The organism is Amycolatopsis sp. cmx-4-61 (genome assembly GCF_046548775.1).
Taxonomy (GTDB): Bacteria; Actinomycetota; Actinomycetes; order Mycobacteriales; family Pseudonocardiaceae; genus Amycolatopsis.
On record NZ_JAEBEI010000008.1, the window covers coordinates 34227 to 53380 of the forward strand.

The 19154-nt window shown below is 73.3% G+C and carries 18 protein-coding genes; 11 read left to right on the plus strand and 7 right to left on the minus strand.

From position 1 onward, the window contains the following. The first annotated feature begins 47 nt into the window (after positions 1-47). A complete protein-coding gene (gene zapE, locus ACLJOU_RS22970) occupies positions 48-1067 on the plus strand; it encodes a cell division protein ZapE (RefSeq protein ID WP_410569766.1) in 1020 nt (339 codons plus the stop codon). Here zapE and ACLJOU_RS22975 read toward each other — a convergent pair. Next, positions 1021-1578 (minus strand): phosphatase PAP2 family protein, encoded by a 558-nt coding sequence (locus ACLJOU_RS22975; RefSeq protein ID WP_410569768.1) that lies wholly within the window; start codon positions 1576-1578, stop codon positions 1021-1023. The two genes, zapE and ACLJOU_RS22975, sit on opposite strands and share 47 nt — an antisense overlap. Positions 1579-1662: 84 nt before the next feature. Here ACLJOU_RS22975 and ACLJOU_RS22980 point away from each other — a divergent pair, with 84 nt between their 5' ends. Next, positions 1663-2538: an FAD-dependent oxidoreductase gene (locus ACLJOU_RS22980; RefSeq protein WP_410569770.1), complete on the plus strand. Its 876-nt coding sequence runs from the start codon at positions 1663-1665 to the stop codon at positions 2536-2538. Here ACLJOU_RS22980 and ACLJOU_RS22985 read toward each other — a convergent pair. The 3 genes from ACLJOU_RS22985 to rocD all read right to left on the minus strand — a co-directional run bounded on the left by ACLJOU_RS22985 (position 2525) and on the right by rocD (position 6759). Then, on the minus strand, positions 2525-3823 hold the full coding sequence (locus tag ACLJOU_RS22985) for a glycoside hydrolase 5 family protein (RefSeq protein ID WP_410569772.1): 1299 nt from the start codon (positions 3821-3823) through the stop codon (positions 2525-2527). The two genes, ACLJOU_RS22980 and ACLJOU_RS22985, sit on opposite strands and share 14 nt — an antisense overlap. An 85-nt stretch (positions 3824-3908) precedes the next feature. Beyond that, entirely contained in the window at positions 3909-5258 is a 1350-nt protein-coding gene (locus tag ACLJOU_RS22990; protein WP_410569774.1) for a DUF2252 domain-containing protein, read from the minus strand. A gap of 268 nt (positions 5259-5526) precedes the next feature. Next, positions 5527-6759, minus strand: a complete 1233-nt coding sequence (gene rocD, locus ACLJOU_RS22995) for an ornithine--oxo-acid transaminase (protein WP_410569775.1) — start codon at positions 6757-6759, stop codon at positions 5527-5529. Positions 6760-6903: 144 nt separating this feature from the next. Between rocD and ACLJOU_RS23000 the strand changes: the two genes are divergently transcribed. From ACLJOU_RS23000 to ACLJOU_RS23020, 5 genes are read left to right on the plus strand one after another with little or no spacing between them, the layout of a single operon-like run. Then, the gene (locus tag ACLJOU_RS23000) at positions 6904-7224 is read left to right on the plus strand and encodes an ArsR/SmtB family transcription factor (protein WP_410569777.1); all 321 of its coding nucleotides are present in this window, start codon (positions 6904-6906) and stop codon (positions 7222-7224) included. Beyond that, positions 7221-7688, plus strand: coding sequence for an SRPBCC family protein (locus tag ACLJOU_RS23005; protein WP_410569778.1), 468 nt, complete (start codon positions 7221-7223; stop codon positions 7686-7688). The genes ACLJOU_RS23000 and ACLJOU_RS23005 overlap by 4 nt, the downstream gene beginning before the upstream one ends. A gap of 17 nt (positions 7689-7705) precedes the next feature. Beyond that, the gene (locus ACLJOU_RS23010) at positions 7706-8557 is read left to right on the plus strand and encodes a PPK2 family polyphosphate kinase (protein ID WP_410569780.1); all 852 of its coding nucleotides are present in this window, start codon (positions 7706-7708) and stop codon (positions 8555-8557) included. Between the two features lie 20 nt (positions 8558-8577). Next, a complete protein-coding gene (locus ACLJOU_RS23015) occupies positions 8578-10677 on the plus strand; it encodes a prolyl oligopeptidase family serine peptidase (RefSeq protein WP_410569782.1) in 2100 nt (699 codons plus the stop codon). Beyond that, positions 10674-11624, plus strand: coding sequence for an LLM class F420-dependent oxidoreductase (locus ACLJOU_RS23020; protein ID WP_410569783.1), 951 nt, complete (start codon positions 10674-10676; stop codon positions 11622-11624). The genes ACLJOU_RS23015 and ACLJOU_RS23020 overlap by 4 nt, the downstream gene beginning before the upstream one ends. Positions 11625-12040: 416 nt before the next feature. Here ACLJOU_RS23020 and crcB read toward each other — a convergent pair whose 3' ends face one another. The 3 genes from crcB to ACLJOU_RS23035 are packed head-to-tail and all read right to left on the minus strand — an operon-like array spanning position 12041 to position 13145. After that, complete coding sequence (gene crcB / locus ACLJOU_RS23025; RefSeq protein ID WP_410569785.1) at positions 12041-12415, minus strand: fluoride efflux transporter CrcB; 375 nt, start codon at positions 12413-12415, stop codon at positions 12041-12043. Next, positions 12412-12744 (minus strand): DUF190 domain-containing protein, encoded by a 333-nt coding sequence (locus ACLJOU_RS23030; protein WP_410569786.1) that lies wholly within the window; start codon positions 12742-12744, stop codon positions 12412-12414. Before ACLJOU_RS23030 ends, crcB begins: the two co-directional genes overlap by 4 nt. Further along, the gene (locus tag ACLJOU_RS23035; RefSeq protein WP_410569788.1) at positions 12744-13145 is read right to left on the minus strand and encodes a fluoride efflux transporter FluC; all 402 of its coding nucleotides are present in this window, start codon (positions 13143-13145) and stop codon (positions 12744-12746) included. Before ACLJOU_RS23035 ends, ACLJOU_RS23030 begins: the two co-directional genes overlap by 1 nt. A gap of 144 nt (positions 13146-13289) precedes the next feature. On the opposite strand from ACLJOU_RS23035, the gene ACLJOU_RS23040 reads away from it, so the two are divergent. From ACLJOU_RS23040 to ACLJOU_RS23055, 4 genes are read left to right on the plus strand one after another with little or no spacing between them, the layout of a single operon-like run. Beyond that, complete coding sequence (locus ACLJOU_RS23040; RefSeq protein ID WP_410569790.1) at positions 13290-14831, plus strand: pyridoxal phosphate-dependent decarboxylase family protein; 1542 nt, start codon at positions 13290-13292, stop codon at positions 14829-14831. Beyond that, positions 14828-16105 carry a lysine N(6)-hydroxylase/L-ornithine N(5)-oxygenase family protein gene (locus ACLJOU_RS23045; RefSeq protein WP_410569792.1) on the plus strand — a complete coding sequence of 426 codons (1278 nt, stop codon included), beginning with the start codon at positions 14828-14830 and terminating at the stop codon, positions 16103-16105. Before ACLJOU_RS23040 ends, ACLJOU_RS23045 begins: the two co-directional genes overlap by 4 nt. Then, on the plus strand, positions 16102-17832 hold the full coding sequence (locus tag ACLJOU_RS23050) for an IucA/IucC family protein (protein WP_410569793.1): 1731 nt from the start codon (positions 16102-16104) through the stop codon (positions 17830-17832). Before ACLJOU_RS23045 ends, ACLJOU_RS23050 begins: the two co-directional genes overlap by 4 nt. Next, complete coding sequence (locus ACLJOU_RS23055; protein WP_410569795.1) at positions 17829-19133, plus strand: glutamine synthetase; 1305 nt, start codon at positions 17829-17831, stop codon at positions 19131-19133. Before ACLJOU_RS23050 ends, ACLJOU_RS23055 begins: the two co-directional genes overlap by 4 nt. Positions 19134-19154: the final 21 nt, after the last annotated feature.

Genomic DNA, 19154 nt, shown 5'->3' on the forward strand with positions numbered 1-19154 from the left:
GATATGCCCGCTCAGCGGCACCCGGGGCGCGGATAGGCTCTGCGACCATGCCCGCGCACCTGACCGACCGCCGTCCCGAATTGTCCGCCGACGAGCTGATCGGCGCGCTGGTGCCGCCGCCGCGGTTCGACGCCGTCCGGTTCGAGACCTACCTCCCGAACCCGGACGAGCCGAGCCAGGCCGCCGCGGTCGAGGCCTGCTCGGCGTTCGCGGCGAAGGTGGGGGCGCGACGGGAGAAGAAGCGGTTCAAGCTGTTCGGCGGGCCGGCCGAGCCGGCCGGGCCGATGGGGCTCTACCTCGACGGCGGGTTCGGCGTCGGCAAGACCCACCTGCTGGCTTCGACGTGGCACGCCGCGCCCTCGCCCAAGGCGTACGGCACGTTCGTCGAGCTGACCCACCTGGTCGGCGCGCTGGGCTTCGCCGAGGCCGTCCGGCGGCTGTCGGAGCACCGGATCCTGGCCATCGACGAGTTCGAGCTCGACGACCCGGGCGACACCACGCTGGTCACGCGGCTGCTGCAGGAGCTGATGGACGCCGGGGTGTTCGTCGCGGCGACGTCGAACACGCTGCCGGAGAAGCTGGGGGAGGGCCGGTTCGCCGCCGAGGACTTCCTGCGCGAGATCCAGACGCTGTCGGCCCGCTTCGGCGTGGTCCGCGTCGACGGCCCGGACTACCGCCACCGCGGCCTGCCGGACGCGCCGCCGCCGGTCTCGCCGGAGCAGCTCGAGTCGTCGGCCGCCGCGCACGACGGGTCCACTGTGGACGACTTCGACGCGTTGTGCGCCCACCTGGCGGAGCTGCACCCGTCCCGCTACGGGCGGCTGCTCGACGACGTCACCCGCGTGCACCTGCGCGGCGTCCACCCGGCGCCGGACCAGAACGTGGCGCTGCGGCTGGTGGCCTTCGCCGACCGGCTCTACGACCGGGCGGTCCCGCTGGTCGTGTCGGGCGAGCCGCTGCCGTCGCTGTTCACCGAGGAGATGGTGAACGGCGGCTACCGCAAGAAGTACCTGCGCGCGGTCAGCCGGTTGACGGCGCTGGCTCGCGACGCCGTGCCGGCCAGCTGACCAGCACGACCGCGACGGCGAAGAGCGTCCCGCCGGCCACGTCCGTGAGGTAGTGGTAACCCATGCCGACGAGCCCGGCCGCCGCGGCGAGCAGGGCCACCGCGGCCAGCACCACCACGACGACCCGGCGCGTGACGAGGACGAGCACGGTCAGCACCGCGACCAGGCTCACCGTGTGGCCGCTCGGGTAGACCAGGGTGCCGTTCTTCCACCGGTCGTACAGCGGTTTCAGCAGGAAGCTCGTCAGCAGAATCGCCAGGACCGGCACGGCGAGCGAGAGCGCGGCTTCCAGCCGCCGCCCGGAACGCAGGCACAGGACGACCGCGAGCAGGGCGAGCGCGAGCACGACGTACGGCTCGGTCGGCAAGACCAGCGCCCGCAGCACGCCGGGAGGCAGGTGCGCGACGGCCCCCGCCGCGGCGGCGTCGACCGCGCCGGGCGTGGTCCCGCCCGCGAACGGCAGGCCCAGCAGCAGCGCGAGCAGGCCGCAGACCGCGGCGATCGTCCTCACCCGCGCGAGGGTAGCCGGGCCCCCGCGGCCCGCCGGGCTCCGCGGGTGCGTCACGATGCGGGAGGACCGACTCGGGAGGAGCGGATGCGGGTCACAGTCACCGGGGCCGGGATCATCGGGCTCACCAGTGCGTATCGGCTGGCCGAAGCGGGGCACGACGTCACGGTCGTGGCGGCGGCCTCGCCGATGGAGTCGACGTCGGCGGTCGCGGGCGGCGTGGTGTACCCGCCGATCCGGGTGCCGGACGAGCGGATCGTGCGGTGGACGGCGGCGAGCCTCGCGGTGTTCCGCACCCAGGACGCGCCGGGGGTGCGCCTCCGCCGCGGCCGCGTCCTGGGCGACCCGGACCCGTGGTGGCTCCCGGCGGTGGACGACCCGGTCCGTGTCGGCGACGGCGTGGGGTTCACGACGGCGGTGGTCGACCCGCCGGTGTACCTCGAGTGGCTGCTCGCGCGGGTGGGCGAGCTGGGCGTGCGGGTGGCGTACCGGTCCGTGACGTCGCTTCGGGGCCTGGACGCGGACGTCGTGGTCAACGCCGCGGGCCTCGGCGCGGGCGCGCTGGCGGACGACCCGGCGATGGTCCCGGTCGGCGGCCAGGTCGTGCACGTGACCGACCCGGGCCTGCCGGAGTTCGTCGTCGACGCGCGGGGCCCGGGTGTCACGTACGTGATCCCGCACGGCGGCCACGTGGTGTGCGGCGGAACGGAGGAGCCGGGCCGCGCGGACACCGACCCGAACCCGGCGGTGACGGCGGACATCCTGCGCCGCTGCCGCGAGCTGGAGCCGCGCCTGGCGGGTGCGGAGGTGCTGCGTTCGCTGGTCGGCTTACGTCCGTTCCGGCGAGCGGTGCGGCTGGAGCGGGTGGGCGACGTCGTGCACTGCTACGGGCACGGGGGAGCGGGAATCACCCTGGCCTGGGGCAGCGCGGCGGACGTCGCCGGGCTGCTCACGGCTGGATGAGCTCGGTGATTCCCCGCTGCTTCAGGTGGTTCGCGTCCGAAGCGCGGCTCTGCAGCACGAACGCCACGCGCTTCCCGGCGTCGGCCATGGCGAAGAACCGGTCGTTGCCCCGCGTCGGGTCCGCGTCCGGGACGACGATCGCCGTCGGGCGGGGCTCGGGTTCCGGCGGGGTCCGGTCGAATTCCGCGACGAGGTTCTTCAGCGCCTGGCCCGCGGGCTTGAGACGGCGGTCGTTCGTGTACAGGCCGAGGTCGTACTCCAGGGGGTTCAGGTTCGGGACCAGTGCGGGGTTCACGTCGTGGGAGCACCACCACGTGAAGCCGAGCGTGTGCGCGCAGGAGGCCGCGTTGCGGATCGAGCGGGCCAGCCACTCGCCGTACTGCGGGCGCGTGGCGTCGCTGAAGTGGAGGGAGGGCGCCGCGCCGTCCTCCTGGATCCACACCCGGCGGGCCGGGTCCGTCGCGTACGCCTGGGCCACCTGGATCAGGCGTTCGGCGTTGTGCGTGGCGAACGCGGCGAGCGGGTCGGTCTTCAGCGTGCCGAAGAACGACGTCCACGGGTGGATCGCCACCACGTTCCCCGCGTCCGCCAGGCCGGTGCGGGTGAAGTAGCGGCCGTTGTCCCACGGCGCCCGGTCGCAGCCGACCGTGTGCGCCTTGCCGGGCGCGACCTCCTCGGCGGTGGCGCAGAGCGTGCGCGCCCAGGCGTCGGCCTGGGCCGGGGTGACGCTCAGCCCGGCGTAGGAGTCCCAGTAGTAGTACGGCTCGTTCGACAGGTCGAAGCCGAGGAAGCGCGGGTGCCGCCCGATCCGTTCGGCGAGGGCGGTCAGCAACGCGCGCTGGGCGTCCAGCGCGGCCGGGTCGGTGAACCAGTTGACCGGCTCCGGGGTCGTCTGCAGCCAGTTCGGCGTCCAGTAGCGGGCCGAGATGTGGCCGTTGAACACCGTGACCTCGACGTCCAGCCCGGCCGCGCCCGCGAGGTCCAGCAACCGGTGCAGCCGGTCGAGCTTTTCGCCGCTCACCAGGTGCGGTTCGGGCTGGAAGGCCGACCACAGCAGCATGATCCGGATGTGGTCCAGCCCGAGCGCGGCGATGTCGCCGAGGTCGCGGCGCAGGTCGGCCTCGCGCCAGTCTTCCCACAGGTGGAACCAGCGCGTCGACGGCGTGTAGTTGACGCCCAGCCGGAACGCCCGCTTCCGGGGCGCCGCGAAAGCCGGCGCCGCGGTGGCGGCCACTGCGGTCGCGACCGCTCCGGTGAGCACCGACCGCCGCCTGAGATCCGCCACGCCGCCTCCCTCGCCGTCACCCGGTCACGAACATCTAGCACGGCGGGTGAGTCGTTCTCCAGGCTTTGACCGGCTTCCTGTCCGGTCAGGTCCCCGAGAAGGCCGCGTGGTCGGCCTCCGTCCGGTCGGCGTAGCGCACGGCGTACGCGCCCATTGCTTCGTCCAGTTCCGAGTCGTCGGCGAAGTAACCCGCCAGCAGTTTCGGGTGCAGGGACCGCGTGTGGGCGCGCGCGAGCAGGGCCCCGGCGAGCCTGCCGTAGTCGTCGAGGTGGTCCTTCTCCAGCTGCGCCGGGTCGATGTCGCCCTTGAGGTTGCGGAACTGCCGGACGATGAACGGGACGCCGTCGATCGTCGTCCAGCCGAGGAGGATGTCGGTCTCGGCCTGGACCAGCCGGGCGCCGTCGACGATGCGCTGCCCTTCGTGTTCCGCGGCGGGCAGGCCGAGGTGCGGCGCCAGTGCGGGCCGTTGCGCCTGCTTCACCTGCAGCACCAGGTCTTCCTCGTCGTTGCCGTGCAGCAGGGCGACGTAGCTGCGCAGCCCCACGCTGCCCGTGCCGACCACCCGGAAGGCGACGTCGGCGAGCCGGTAGCGCGCGATCAGCGTGCGCCGCGACTCGCGCAGCGTGTCCACATAGGACACCAGGCCGTCCGCGACGGCCTCGGCGGTTTCCGCGTCGACGTGCGTGAGGATCGGCGGATCCGCGACGAACCGGTGGCGCGCCAGGCCGGTTTCGTGGTCGTCGACGCGCTCGGTCCACTTCGCGGCGACCTTCGCGCTGTCGTTCTTGCGGGCTTTCTCGGCGGCGTCGGCGAAGTCGTCGATCAGCTCGTCGGCCCGCGCCTTCGACAGCACCGACGAGTCCGGGAGCGCGTTCCAGCTTCGCAGGAAGGGCAGCTCGGCCAGCGCGCGGACGGTCCGGCGGTAGGACTTGACGGCGTCTTCGGCGGCCTCGCGGCAGCCGGCCTCGCCGATGCCGCCCTCGCGGCCGGCGAGCACGAGGCTGGCGGCGAGCCGTTTGAGATCCCACTCCCACGGACCCGGCACGGTTTCGTCGAAGTCGTTGATGTCCATCACGATCCGGCCTTCGGGCGTGCCGTAGAGCCCGAAGTTGGCCGCGTGGGCATCGCCGCACAGCTGCGCGGTGAGACCCGAGTCCGGCGTCCCGGCGAGGTCGGCGCCCATCAGCCCCGCGGCGCCGCGGAAGAAGGTGAACGGCGAGGCCAGCATGCGTTCCCGCCGCAACTGCACCAGCTCCGGCAGCCGACCGGCGTTGCTGGCTTCGAAGTACTGCTTCGCGCTCGGCCGGTCTTCCGCGGCGGCCGCGTGGTCGTGCGCGGTGACCGGGACCTTCTCCCGGAGCCGCTTCCCCTGCTCGTACAGCTCGGCCGGTGTGACGCTGTCGGTACCCACCAGCGGGCGTTCCCCTGCTCCCATACCGGGCACAACGTCCGAACGGGACATTGTGCTCCCGGACGCCGCGCTCGTCGGCCGCCGGCGGTGGTCGGCCTGGCGAGCCCCGCGGGAGGTGGGGGAAGGTGCGCTTGTCGGTTCGGTGATCGCAGCGGCGCGTTCGGCGACTCCGCTGAGGGCGGGCGCGGGTCTCGGCGGGCCGGACCTTCGACAGAGCCGGTTGAGCGAACGGGACGTTGTGCTCCCGGACGCCGCCGGGGCGGGAGGCTCACCCGGCGGCGTCCGGGTGGTCTCAGGGGTGGATGACCTCGGCGATGGCGTCGATGCCGCGGTCCAGCTCCGCGCGGGTGATCACCAGCGGCGGGGCGACGCGCAGGGTGCGCTCGTGCGTCTCCTTGCACAGCACGCCGCGCGCGGCCAGTGCCTCCGACGCCTCGCGTCCCGACGGGCCGCCCGGGGCGATGTCGATGCCCGCCCACAGGCCGCGGCCGCGGACCTCGGACAGGCCGGTGCCGATCAGGGCGTTCAGCCGCGCGTGCAGGTGGGCGCCCAGTTCGGTGGCGCGCTGCTGGAACTCGCCCGTGTTCAGCAGCTTGACGACCGCCCGCCCGACCGCGCAGGCCAGCGGGTTGCCGCCGAAGGTCGAGCCGTGCTCGCCCGGCTTCAGCACGCCCAGCACGTCCCGGCGGCCGGCCACCGCGGACACCGGCAGGATGCCGCCGCCGAGGGCCTTGCCGAGGGTGTAGACGTCCGCGCGGACGCCTTCGTGGTCCAGCGCCAGCACGGTCCCGGTGCGGGCCAGCCCGGACTGGATCTCGTCGGCGATCAGCAGCACGCCGTTTTCGTCGCAGGCCTGCCGGACGTCGGCGAAGTAGCCCTCCGGCGGCACGATGACGCCGGCCTCGCCCTGCACCGGCTCCAGCAGCACCGCGGCGGTGCGCGGGGTGATCGCGTCGCGCAGTGCGGCCGCGTCGCCGTACTTCACCGTGACGAAGCCCGGCGTGAACGGGCCGAAGTCGGCGCGCGCGGTCTCGTCCGTGGAGAACGACACGATCGTGGTGGTCCGGCCGTGGAAGTTGGACCCGGCGACGATGATCTCGGCGGTGCCGTCCGGCACGCCCTTGACCCGGTGCGCCCACTTGCGGGCGATCTTGACCGCGGACTCGACGGCCTCGGCGCCGGAGTTCATCGGCAGCACCAGCTCGGTGCCGGTCAGTTCGGCCAGCTCGCGGCAGAACAGGCCCAGCTGGTCGTGGTGGAACGCCCGCGAGGTCAGCGTGACGCGCCCGAGCTGCTCGACGGCGGCGGCGACCAGGTCCGGGTGGCGGTGGCCGAAGTTCAGCGCCGAGTAGCCGGACAGGAAGTCGAGGTAGGAGCGGCCCTCGACGTCGGTCACCGAAGCACCGGAAGCTTCGGCGATCACGACGGGCAGCGGGTGGTAGTTGTGCGTGCTCCACCGCTCGTCGAGCTCGATGAAGCTCGCGGCGGTGGGGGCGGCGGTCTCCCGGCCGGCGAACGTCGTCATGTGTTCAGGTTAGAGGCAACAGACGCAGAGTTCAGCCGGGAATCGTTGCTTTGACCCGGTGTTCGTTGCGCAATATCGCGTTCACACCCCCGAAACAATGCGTATCCGTTGACGGGTTCATCGGTAAGCCGTAACTTACCGTTCGTGGCGACTTACGGAAGCGACCAGCTGGCCGCACTGGCCGACCCGTCGCGGCGCGCGATCGTGGAAGCGCTCCGCGCCGGGCCGCGTGCGGTCGGCGAACTGGCCGCGGACCTGCCGATCAGCCGTCCGGCCGTCTCCCAGCACCTCAAGGTGCTCAAGGAGGCCGGCCTGGTCGCGGACCGGGCCGAGGGCACGAAGCGGCTGTACCGCCTCGAGCCCGACGGCATCGCCGCCGTGCGCGCGTACCTCGACCGGATGTGGTCGGACGCGCTCAGAGCCTTCGCCGAACTGGCGGAATCCACCGAAGAGGAGCAGTCATGACCCTGGAACCGATCCGCAGGAGCGTCACCGTCGCCTGCTCGCGCGAGCACGCGTTCAAGACCTACACCGAGGCCTTCGACAGCTGGTGGCCGCGGCAGCACCACATCGGCGAAGGCGACCTGGCCGAAGCCGTCCTCGAGCCGAAGGCGGGCGGCCGCTGGTACGAGCGGACCGTCGACGGCGCCGAGTGCCAGTGGGGCGAGGTGCTCGCCTGGGAGCCACCCGCCCGGGTGGTCCTGTCCTGGCGCATCGACGGCGACTGGAAGATCGACCCGGACCCGGCGTCGGCGAGCGAGATCGAGGTCCGGTTCATCGAGGAAGGACCGCGGTCGACCCGCGTCGAGCTGGAGCACCGCGGCTTCGAGCGGCACGGCGAAACCGGCGCGAAGGTCCGAGAAGGCGTCTCCGGTGAGGGCGGGCACGGCGCCCTGCTGAAGCTCTTCGCCGAGAAAGCCGCCGCCTGACCGGGTAGTTTCGGTGAATGGCGAAGAAGCACGACGGAAGCCGGGTCCGGGACGCGCTGCGCGTCGGCGGTGAGCTGCCGGACCCGGGTTCGGCCCCGGTGGGGCCCGGCAAGAAGGCCAAGGCCCTGGCCGGGCTCGAGAGCGCGGGGGAGCGGCTGTCCGCGCTGCAGGAGGCGCTCTACGCCGAGGGCGTCGGCGGCGGCACCCGCCGGGTGCTGCTCGTGCTGCAGGGCATGGACACCTCCGGCAAGGGCGGCACGGTCTCCCACGTCCTCGGCCTGGTGAACCCGATGGGCGTGCGGTACGCGGCGTTCAAGAAGCCGACCCCGGCCGAGCAGCGGCACGAGTACCTGTGGCGGATCCGTAAGCAGCTGCCCGCGCCCGGCCAGATCGGCGTCTTCGACCGCTCGCACTACGAGGACATCCTCGTCCCGCAGGTGAGCGGCCTGCTGACCGGCGCCGAGCGCCGTCGCCGCTACGCCGAGCTGAACGCGTTCGAGGAAGAACTGGCGGAGGCGGGGACCACCGTCGTCAAGGTGTTCCTGCACATCTCGCCGGAGGAGCAGCTCAAGCGGCTGAAGGCCCGGCTCGTCACGCCCGAGAAGCGCTGGAAGTACAACCCGGGCGACCTCGAGGCCCGATCGCACTGGCCCGCCTACCAGCAGGCCTACGCCGGCATCTTCGAGAAGACGTCGACCGCGCACGCGCCCTGGTACGCGGTGCCCGCCGACCACAAGTGGTACCGCAACTGGGCGGTCGCCGAACTGCTCATCGAAACCCTCGCCGACCTGAAGCCGCGGTTCCCGGAACCGGACTACGACGTCGACGCCGAGCTGGCCAAGCTGAAGGGTGTTGGCGTCCGGTCGTGACCGTCTGGAAGAGTGCGGGCGTGACCGATGTCGACGACCTCCCGTTCCTCCGCAAACAGGCCCGGACCCAGCGCTTCACCCTCGGCGCGCCGAAGGAGTTCCGGGTCGCCCCGGACGGCTCCCGCGTGCTGTTCCTGCGCGCGGAGTCGGGCACCGACCCCCGGCACAGCCTCTGGTCGGCGGACCTGGCGACCGGCGCCGAAACGAAGCTCGTCGACGCCGCCGAGCTCCTGCCCGGCGAGGAGGAGCTGCCCGCCGAAGAGCGCGCGCGGCGCGAACGGGCGCGGGAGACCGGCGGCGGCGTCGTCCACTACGGCGTCGACGCGGCCTTCACCGTCGCGGTGTTCTCGCTCTCGGGCAAGCTGTACACGCTGGACCTCGCTTCGGGCGAGGTGACGCTGCGCGTCGACGGCGCGGTCATCGACCCCCGGCCGAACTCCACCGGCACGCACGTCGCCTACGTCCAGAACCGGCGGCTGCACGTGCTCGAGCTGGCCACCGGCGACGACCGCGTGCTCGTCGAGGAGGAGGGCGAGGACATCGCCTGGGGCCTCGCCGAGTTCATCGCCGCCGAGGAGATGGACCGCACCCGCGGCTACTGGTGGGCGCCCGACGGCCGGAGCATCCTGGCCGAACGCTCCGACCGCGGCCCCGTCCCACGCTGGACCATCGCCGACCCGGCGAACCCGCAGCACCCCGCGAACGTCGTCGCCTACCCGGCCGCGGGCACCACGAACGCGCTCGTTTCCCTGGCGGTGCTCGGCCTGGACGGCTCGCGGGTCGACGTCGAGCCGGGGGACTGGGAGTACCTGGCCTCGGTGCACTGGTCGGTCGGCGGCGCGCCGCTGCTCGCCGTCCAGCCGCGCGACCAGAAGCGGATGGACGTCCTCGCGGTGGACGTTGCCGACGGCTCGACGTCGGTCGTGCACACCGCCACCGACCAGCACTGGATCGACATCGTCGGCGGGGTCCCGGCCTGGACGCCCGACGGGCGGCTGGTCGTCGAGGGCATGGTCGACGGCGACCACCGGCTGTTCGTCGGCGGCGAGGCGGTGACTCCGGCCGGGCTGCAGCTGCGGGCCGTCCTCGACGTCGGCGACGAAATCCTGTTCAGCGCCTCCGAAGACGACCCGACGCAGATCCACGTCTTCCGCACCGAGGGTGCGTCGGTGCGGCGCCTGTCCACTGTGGACGGTGTGCACGTCGGCGCCGGGTCCGCCGCGGTCACCGTGCTGTCCTCGTGGAGCCTGGAGCACAGCGGGCCGCGCGTCTCGGTGCTGCGCGACGGTTCGCCGGTCGCGACGATCGAGTCGTCCACTGTGGACCCGGACATCGTGCCGAACCTGACCTGGCTGACGCTGGGCGAGCGGAACCTGCGGGCGGCGCTGCTCCTGCCGCGGGGGTACGAGCCGAGTGAGGGCAGGCTGCCCGTGCTGCTCGACCCGTACGGCGGGCCGCACGCGCAGCGCGTCCTGCAGAGCCGCAACGCCTTCCTGACGTCGCAGTGGCTGGCCGACCAGGGTTTCGCGGTGCTGGTGGCGGACGGCCGGGGGACGCCCGGCCGCGGCGCGGTGTGGGAGCGCGAGATCCACGGGCGCCTCGCCGACGTCACGCTGCAGGACCAGGTGGACGCGCTCCAGGCGGCGGCTGCGCGGTTCCCGGAGCTGGACACCGAGCGCGTCGCGATCCGCGGCTGGTCCTACGGCGGGTACCTGTCGGCGCTGGCGGTGCTGCGGCGGCCGGACGTCTTCCACGCGGCGGTCGCCGGCGCGCCGGTCACCGACTGGTCGCTGTACGACACGCACTACACCGAGCGGTACCTCGGGAAGCCGCAGGACGAGGTCGAGAGCTACGCGCACAACTCGCTGATCGAGAGCGCGGGCGAGCTGAGCCGGGCGCTGCTGATCGTGCACGGCCTGGCCGACGACAACGTGTTCGTCGCGCACGCGCTCCGGTTGTCGTCGGCGTTGCTGGCGAAGGGCCGGCCGCACGTGTTCCTGCCGCTGGCGGGCGCCACCCACATGACACCGCAGGCCGAAGAGGTCGCGGAGAACCTGATGCGCACGCAGGTGGACTGGCTGCTGCGCGAGCTTTCCGCCGTCGAAAAGGAGACTGCATGAGCCGCTGGGGCTTGACGATCCCGCTGACCGGAGTGCCGCTGACGGCGCACCGCGAGCTGGTGGAACAGCTGCCGGACCTGGGCTACACGGGCGCGTGGACCGCCGAGACGGCGGGCACGGACGCGTTCACGCCGCTGGTGCTGGCGTCGCAGTGGGCGCCGCAGCTGCGCCTGGGCACGGCGATCGTCCCGGTGTACACGCGCGGCCCGGGCCTGCTGGCGATGCAGGCGGCGACGGTGGCGGAGCTGGCCCCGGGCCGGTTCGTCCTCGGCATCGGCGCGTCGTCCCCGGTGATCGTGTCCCAGTGGAACGCGGCTTCCTTCGACGAGCCGTTCGCGCGTTCGCGGGACACCCTGCGCTTCCTGCGGTCGGCGCTGACGGGGGAGAAGGTCAGCGAGAAGTACGAGACGTTCGCGGTCTCCAAGTTCCGCCTGGAGCGCCCGGCCGACCCACCGCCGTCGATCATGCTGGCGGCGCTCCGGCCGGGCATGCTGCGCCTGGCCGCGCGCGAAGCGGACGGCGCGATCACGAACTGGCTGGCGGCCTCGGACGTCCCGAAGGTGCGTTCCGTCGTCGGCCCGGACGTCGAGCTGGCGGCCCGCATCTTCGTCTGCCCGACGGAGGACGCCGAGGCGGCCCGCGGCCTGGGGCGGATGCTGATTTCGAGCTACCTGACGGTCCCGGTGTACGCGGCGTTCCACGAGTGGCTGGGCCGCGGCGACGCACTCGCCCCGATGCACGAGGCGTGGGCGGCCGGCGACCGGCAGAAGGCGAACCAGGTGATCCCGGACTCGGTGGTGGACGAGCTGGTGATCCACGGCAGCGTCGAGTCGTGCCGCGAGCAGGTGCAGTCGTATGTGGACAACGGCCTGACGACGCCGATCATCGCCCTGCTGCCGACGGGGGAGGACCCGTTCGAGCAGGTGCGCGGCCTCGCGCCTCGCTGATATTTCGTCGCCCTTCCGGGGCCGGGTGTTTCCTGGCCCCGGAGGAGGGCCGGATGAGACGGAAGTCGCCGCAGGAGAAGAAGCGGCTCAGTTACCTGAAGGACCGCCGCGACGACTACGGCGAGAACGCCAAGTCGACGCGCCGCGCAGCAAGGCGTTCGCCCGCCGCGCCGACCGCGCGCGGGAGAGCCTCGCCCTGCGGGCGGCGACCGGGGTGCCCGACGAAGGTCGCGCCGAGGCGGCCGAGCTGCGGCTGCTGCGCAGGCGCCGCCGGGTGAAGCGCAAGTGGGCCGACACACGTTGGGCGAGTACGTCGAGTGGAAGCTCGAGCGGCGCGCGGGCCGCGAAAACGGTCGGGCGACGCGGCTCGACGAGGCGCTCGGCCGAGTGCGGCGACGGATGCGGCGGCCGGACCGCTAAGCGAAGACGCCGGTGGCCAGCAGCAACCCGAGCGCGCCCGAGGTCAGGCCCGCGACGACGGTGACGACCACGTTCAGCACCGCGTACAGCCGCGTCTTCTCCAGGAACAACCGGACCGTCTCGTAGCCGAACGTCGAGAACGTCGTCAGACCGCCGCAGAACCCGACCGCCACCAGCGCGCGCACCGATGACGGCTCTGCGCCGTGCACCAGCCAGCCGCTCAGGAAGCCCAGGACGAACGAGCCCGTGATGTTCACCGTCAGCGTGCCGAACGGGAACGGCGAGTCGCGCCACCGCTGCACGCGACGGTCCGTCAGGTAGCGCAGGATCGAGCCCGCCGCGCCGCCGAGGGCCACCAGAACCAGCGTCACTCCGCGCGCCCCACGTACCGGACCACCTCGACCTGGTCGAGCGTCACCAGCCCTTCGCCGATCAGCTCGTCCAGCTGGGGCAGGAACGCCCGCAGCTTCGGCTCTTCGTCGATGATCACGATCACCACGGGCAGGTCCTCCGACAGCGACAGGATCCGCGTGGTGTGGATCAGCGACGAGGCGCCGTAGCCCTCCACGCCGCGGAGCACCGAAGCACCGGCGAGGCCGGCGTCGCGGGCCCGGCGGACGATCTCGTGGTAGAGCGGCTTGTGGTGCCAGTGGTCGTCTTCGCCGAGGTAGATGGTCAGGCGGGTGGCCGGTCCTTCCATCAGCGTCCCTTTCGCACGGCTCGGGTCGCCGTGAGCCCGGTGGCGACCGCGGCCAGGCACAGCACCACCGACACGGCCACGTACACCGAGGATCCCACGAGACGGCCGGTCGTCGCCGCGTCGAGCGTGTCGGTCACGAACGTGGAGAACGTCGTGAAGCCGCCCAGGATCCCGACGCCGAGGAACGGCCGGAGCAGGTGGTGCGGGCGGGCGGTGGTGGTCAGGACGGCCATCAGGACGCCGATGAGCAGGCAGCCGAGGACGTTGGTGAGCAGCGTCGCGACGGCGAACTCGCCGCGCGCGTGCGGGATCGCCACGGACAGGCCGTACCGGGCGAGGCTGCCGAGCGCACCGCCGGCGCCGATCGCCGCCAGGACATCCCACCGGGGCACGCTGATCACCTCCTCGCGGTGAACCTACTCCCGATGGCCGACGCGTCCCCGCCACCCGGTCGAGCATGCTGGGACGGGACCGGGTGACAGGCGGCGGCCGGGCGCCGTACTGTGGCTCCGCGTAGGCAAGGCAACCCTAAGGAAGGCGGGTACATGCGGGCAGACGGCCTGGCCGGGGGCAACGGCGGCGCGGACCGGCTCGGCGAGCTGATCCCCGTGGCCCTGCGCGCAATGGCGGCGGGCGTGGCGGAACGCGGCGGCCCGGTCCCGGCCGGCGGCCCGGCCGCGGTGGCGGCGGCGCTGGTCGCGGAGCGTGGCGAACCGGCTGGACCCGGCGAGCCCGCGACGGCCGCCGAGGGCGGTGAACCGGACCCGGGGGATGCCGGTGTGCCCGACGGTGTGTCCCGCACCGCGGGGCGAACCTCCGGCCGCGGGGCCCTGCCCCGGCGCGGGATCGGGGCCGAGGCCGCGCTCGAGCAGCTCGGCCGGCTGCTCGCCGCCGGGTCCGCCGATCCCGCCGATCCCGCCTGTGCCGCCCACCTGCACTGCCCGCCCCTGGCTGTTTCCGTGGCCGCCGATGTCGTCGCCGGGGCCCTCAACCCCTCCATGGACTCCTGGGACCAAGCCCCCGTCGCGAGCGAACTCGAACGCGAATTCACCACCGGGATCGCCCGGTTGTGCTACCCGGAGGCGGAAAGCCCCGACGCCGTCGTGACCACCGGCGGTACCGAAGCCAACCTCCTCGGCCTCCTCCTCGCCCGCGAAAACGGTGTCCTCCAGCCGGTCTGCGGGGCCAACGCCCACCACAGCGTCGCCCGCGCCGCCTGGCTGCTCGGCCTGCCCGCCCCGATCGTCGTCCCCTGCGAAGGCGACCGGCTGCTGCCCGACGCCCTCGACGAGGTCCTCACCCCCGGCTGCGTCGTCGTCGCCACCGCCGGGACGACGAACACCGGCACCCTCGACCCGCTGCCCGAAATCGCCCGGATCTGCCGCGCCCACGGCGCCCGGCTGCACGTCGACGCCGCCTACGGGGGCATGGCGCTCTGCAGCGACACCCTCCAGGCCAAGCTCGCCGGGCTGGAGCAAGCCGATTCCGTCGCCCTCGACCTGCACAAGTTCGGCTGGCAGCCGGTCGCCGCCGGGCTCTTCGCCGCCCGCGAGGCCGCCGATCTCCGCGCGCTCTCCGTCCGCGCCGAGTACCTCAACGCCGACGACGACACCGAAGCCGGCCTGCCGGACCTGCTCGGCCGCTCCATCCGGACGTCCCGGCGACCGGATGCTTTCCGGATGGCCGTCACCGTGCAGGCGCTCGGCACCGAGGGTCTCGGCGCCCTCGTCGACCGCTGCTGCGCCACCGCCACCGAGGTCGCCCGGCACGTCGAGGCCCACCCCGGCCTGCGGCTCTGGGGCGCGCCCGAACTGTCCACAGTGGTCCTGCGGCCGGTCGTCGCCGACGCGGCGGGCGGGGACGAACTCGTCGCCCGCGTCCGCCGGGCGCTGCTGGAAGCCGGTACCGCCGTGATCGGCCGGGCCGCGCTGCCGACCGGGCCCGGCGGGGCGAACCAGCTGTGGCTCAAGCTGACGCTGCTGCACCCGCACGCCACCGCCGCCGACTACCTCCCGCTGCTGGACCGGATCGTCGCCGCCGCCGGCGCCGAGGTCGTCGTCGGCCGGGAAAGCCCGGTCGCTTCGTGAGGCGCCACCACCTCGCCGGGGTCGGGATCGGGCCGTTCAACCTCTCCCTCGCGGCCCTGGCCACCGCCGTCGACGGCCTCGACGCCGTCTTCTTCGACAGCCGCCCGGAGTTCCGCTGGCACCCCGGCCTCCTCGTCGAGGGCGCGACGCTGCAGGTGCCGTTCCTCGCCGACCTGGTGACGCTGGTCGACCCGACGAACCCCTTCTCCTTCCTCAACTACCTGCGCGACCGCGGCCGGCTGCTGCCGTTCTACTTCGCCGAGCGGTTCCACCCGCCGCGCGCCGAGTACGACGACTACGGCCGCTGGGCCGCCGCGCGGCTGCCGTCGTGCCGCTTCGGGCACGAGGTGACCGGCATCGGCTGGGCGGGCGACGCCTTCGAGCTGACGATCGCCGGGAAGGAACCGGTGCTCGCGGACAACGTCGTGCTCGGGGTCGGTTCGGTGCCGTCGGTGCCCGAGCCGCTGCGGGACCTCGTCGCCGATCCCGGCGTCCCGGCCGTGCACTCCGCCGACTACCTGACGCGCCGCGACGAACTCCTCGCCGCCGAGAGCGTCACGGTCGTCGGGTCCGGGCAGTCGGGTGCCGAGGTCGTGCTCGACCTGCTGCGTAACCGCTCCACTGTGGACGGACTGCGCTGGCTCGCCCGGACGCCGGCCTTCGCCCCGATGGAGTACTCGAAACTGGGCCTCGAACAGTTCACCCCCGACTACACCGCCTACTTCCACGGCCTGCCCGAAGCGGTCCGCGACCGGCTGCTGCCCGCGCAGTGGCAGCTCTACAAGGGCATCGACACCGAAACGATCGGGGCCATCCACGACGAGCTCTACCGCCGCAGCATCACCGGCCCGCCCGGAGCGGTCCTGACCCCGGGTGTCGAAGTCGTCTCCGCGTCCACAGTGGAGGGCCGGATCGAACTCGGCGTCCGGCACGTGCAGCAGGGCCGCAGCGCCACCGTGCGGACCGCCGCCGTCGTCGCGGCCACCGGGTACGCGGAGGCGCCGACCGCGCCGCTGCTGGCCGGGCTCGGCGACGCCGTCGGCCGCGACCGGCGGGGCCGCCTCGCCGTCGGCGCCGACTACCGCGTCGCGCTCGACCTGCCCGGCTCGCTGTTCGTGCAGAACGCCGAACGGCACACCCACGGGCCCGGCGCCCCCGACCTCGGTCTCGGCGCGTGGCGGGCGGCCGTGATCCTCAACGCCGTGTGCGGCAAGACCGTGCACGAGCTGCCCGACCGCACCGCGTTCACCACGTTCGGCCTGGAGGACCTGTGACCCTGGATGAGGCGGCCGCCTGGCGCGCGGCCGGCGCCCTGATCACGCACAAGATGCTCGGCGAACTGTCCTACGAGCACATGCTGGAGCCGGTCGCCGACGGCGAGGAGTACCGCCTCGAGCTGCCCGGCGCCACCTACACGTTCCGGGCCCGGCGCGGGGCGTTCGACGCCTGGACGGTTGCACCGGGCAGTGCCCGCCGGTCCGGCGAGCCGGTCACCGACCCGCGCACCCTCGTCGTCGACGCCCGCGAAGCGCTGGGCCTGAGCGGGCTGCGGCTGGCCGACGTGCTCGCCGAGCTGACCTCGACGGTCGCCAACGAGGCCGCCCGCCTGCGCCGCGCGCCGAGCGCGGCCGCACTGTCCACGATGGACTACGACCTCGCGGACGGCCACCTCACCGGCCACCCGCGGCTCGTGCTCAACAAGGGCCGGGTGGGCTTCTCCGCCCGCGACCGGGCCCGGTACGCCCCCGAAGCGGGCGAGGACATCCGGCTGCGCTGGTTCGCCGTCCACCCCGGCCACGCCGAATTCCGCTGCGTGCCTGGGCTGAGCCGGGACGCGCTGCTGGACGCGGAACTCGGCGAGCTGCGGCGGGAGTTCGCCGCGAAGGCGCCCGAGGACTACGTCTGGGTGCCCGTGCACCCGTGGCAGGCCGACGAAATCGTCGGCACGCTCTACGCCGCCGAGCTCGCCACCGGGCTCGTGATCGACCTCGGCGAGAGTGCCGACGCCTACCGGCCGCACCAGACCGTCCGGACCCTGGCCAACGTGAGCACACCCGGCCGCCACGACGTCAAGACCGCCGTGTCGGTGCGGAACACCCTCGTCTACCGCGGGCTCAACTCCGCGGCCACGCTCGCCGGGCCGTCGGTGACGACGTGGCTGCGCCGGATCGGCGCGGCCGATCCGCTGCTGACGGAGGAGTACCGGTTCGGGCTGCTCGGCGAAGTCGCGAGCGTTTCGGTCAAGCACCCGCTGTTCGGGCACCTCGACGAGCTGCCGTACCGGTTCCACGAGACGCTGGGCGCGCTGTGGCGCGAACCCATCCGGCTCGCGGACGGCGAGCGCGCGATTTCGTTCGCCGCCCTGCCGTACCGCGGCCCGGACGGCGGCTCGGTGCTGGCGCACCTGATCGGCGGCGGCGACCCGGCCGCGTGGCTGACGCGGCTGTTCGACCTGCTGCTCACACCGTTGCTGCAGTGGCTGCTGCGCCACGGCGTCGGGTTCTGCCCGCACGGCCAGAACCTCGTCCTGGTCGTCGACGCCGCCGGCGTCCCGCAGCGGGTGCTCATCAAGGACTTCGCCCAGGGAGTCGACCTGCTCGACGAGCAGCTGGAGAGCTATCGGTCACTGCCGCCGGAGGCGGCGTCGGACATGCTGCGCTGGCCCGCACACCTGCTCGCGCAGTCGCTGTTCAGCTCGGTGTTCTCCGGCCAGTTCCGGTTCTGGGCCGAGCTCCTGCTCGACGAGCTGGGCCTGCCGCGGGCGGCATTCTGGGCGCCCGTGCGGGAAATCGTCGGCCGCTTCCGCGACGAGAACCCGGAGCTGGCCGCGCGCTTCGACGCCTGCCGCCTGTTCGCCCCGGACGTCGAGCGCGTGACGCTCAACCGGGAGCACTTCGCCGGTCAGGGCTTCGACAAGGTCGAGCGCGACGACGAATTCGACGTCCGCTGGGGCCGGGTGCCCAACCCGCTGCACGCCCCGGATCCCGGTGGCGCCTGGTGACGCCGTTCGCGCGCCCGGCCGGACCGCGGTCGCTGGCCGCCCGGCGCGCGGCGGCCGCCGCCGGGGAAAACGTGCTGCGTGGCGTGCTGGCCGAGGAGGGCGCTCGGCTCCTGCTGCTGGTCCCCGATCCGCACGCGCGGTTCGCCGCGGTCGAGCTCGCCGCGCCCTTCGCGGCTTCGGTCCTCGACGACGGTTACGGCGTCTGCAGCTACGTCTTCGCGTGGACGCCGTCGCGTGATCCGCTGCCGGCGTCCGGAGTGCTGGGCGGGTACCTCGAAGGCTTCGGGGACGTGCGGGTGCGGCCGGACGCCGCTTCGGCGATCCCGCTGGGCGCGCGCACCTGGGCGGTGGTCGGCGACGCCGAATGGCCGTCCGGGGCCGCCGCGGAACTGGCGCCGCGGGAGGTGCTGCGGGGGCAGCTCGCCGCGTTGGAGGGCCTGGGGCTGGTGCCGTCGGTGGGCATCGAGCACGAGGTCGTGTTCCGGGACGCCGACGGGCCGCTCACCCCGCACGGGGTCGACTACGCGCTCGGCGGTACCGAACGCCTGGCGCCGTTGCTGCGTGATCTGCGGACGGACCTGGCCGACGCCGGGCTCGGTGTCGAGTCGGCGCGGGCCGAGTGCCACCCGGGGCAGTACGAAATCGTGCTGCGGCACCGGGACGCCTTGGCTGCCTGTGACGACGTCCTGCTGCAGCAGCTCGTGGTGCGCCGGGCCGGTGCGCGGCACGGGGTCACCGCGGACTACCTGGCCGCTCCCGAGCCGGGGCAGGGGAACTCCGGGCACGTGCACCTGTCGTTGTCCGCTGTGGATGGTTCGGAGCCGGATCTGCTCGGTGGGTTCCTGGCCGGTGTGCTTCGCGACGCGCGGGCGTTGACCGCGGTGTTCGCGCCGACGTGGAACTCCTACGTCCGGCTGCGGACCGCGCCGTTCTCGCCGCGGGAGGTCCGGTGGGGGCAGGACGACCGGACCGCGTCGGTGCGGGTGGCCGGCCCCGCGTCGGGTCGTCGGCTGGAGTTCCGGTTCGCCGGGGCCGACGCTCAGCCGCACCTCGTCGTGGCGGCGTTGCTGGCGGCCGGGCGGTTCGGGATGGAGGAGGGGTTGACGCCCCCGGAGCCCGGGGTGACGGTCGGTTCTCTGGCGGCTTCGCCTTGGGAAGCCCTAGCGCTGATGGAGCGGGTGGGGGAGTTGCTCGGGGCTGATGTCGCGGCTCAGCTGGCGGCGATGTTGAGCGAGGAAATCGACGCCGGGCTGGACTCCGTGACCGATTTCCAGCGGGCTCGGGGTGCTCTGCGGGCTTGAGCGGGGGTCTCGCCTCCGGAA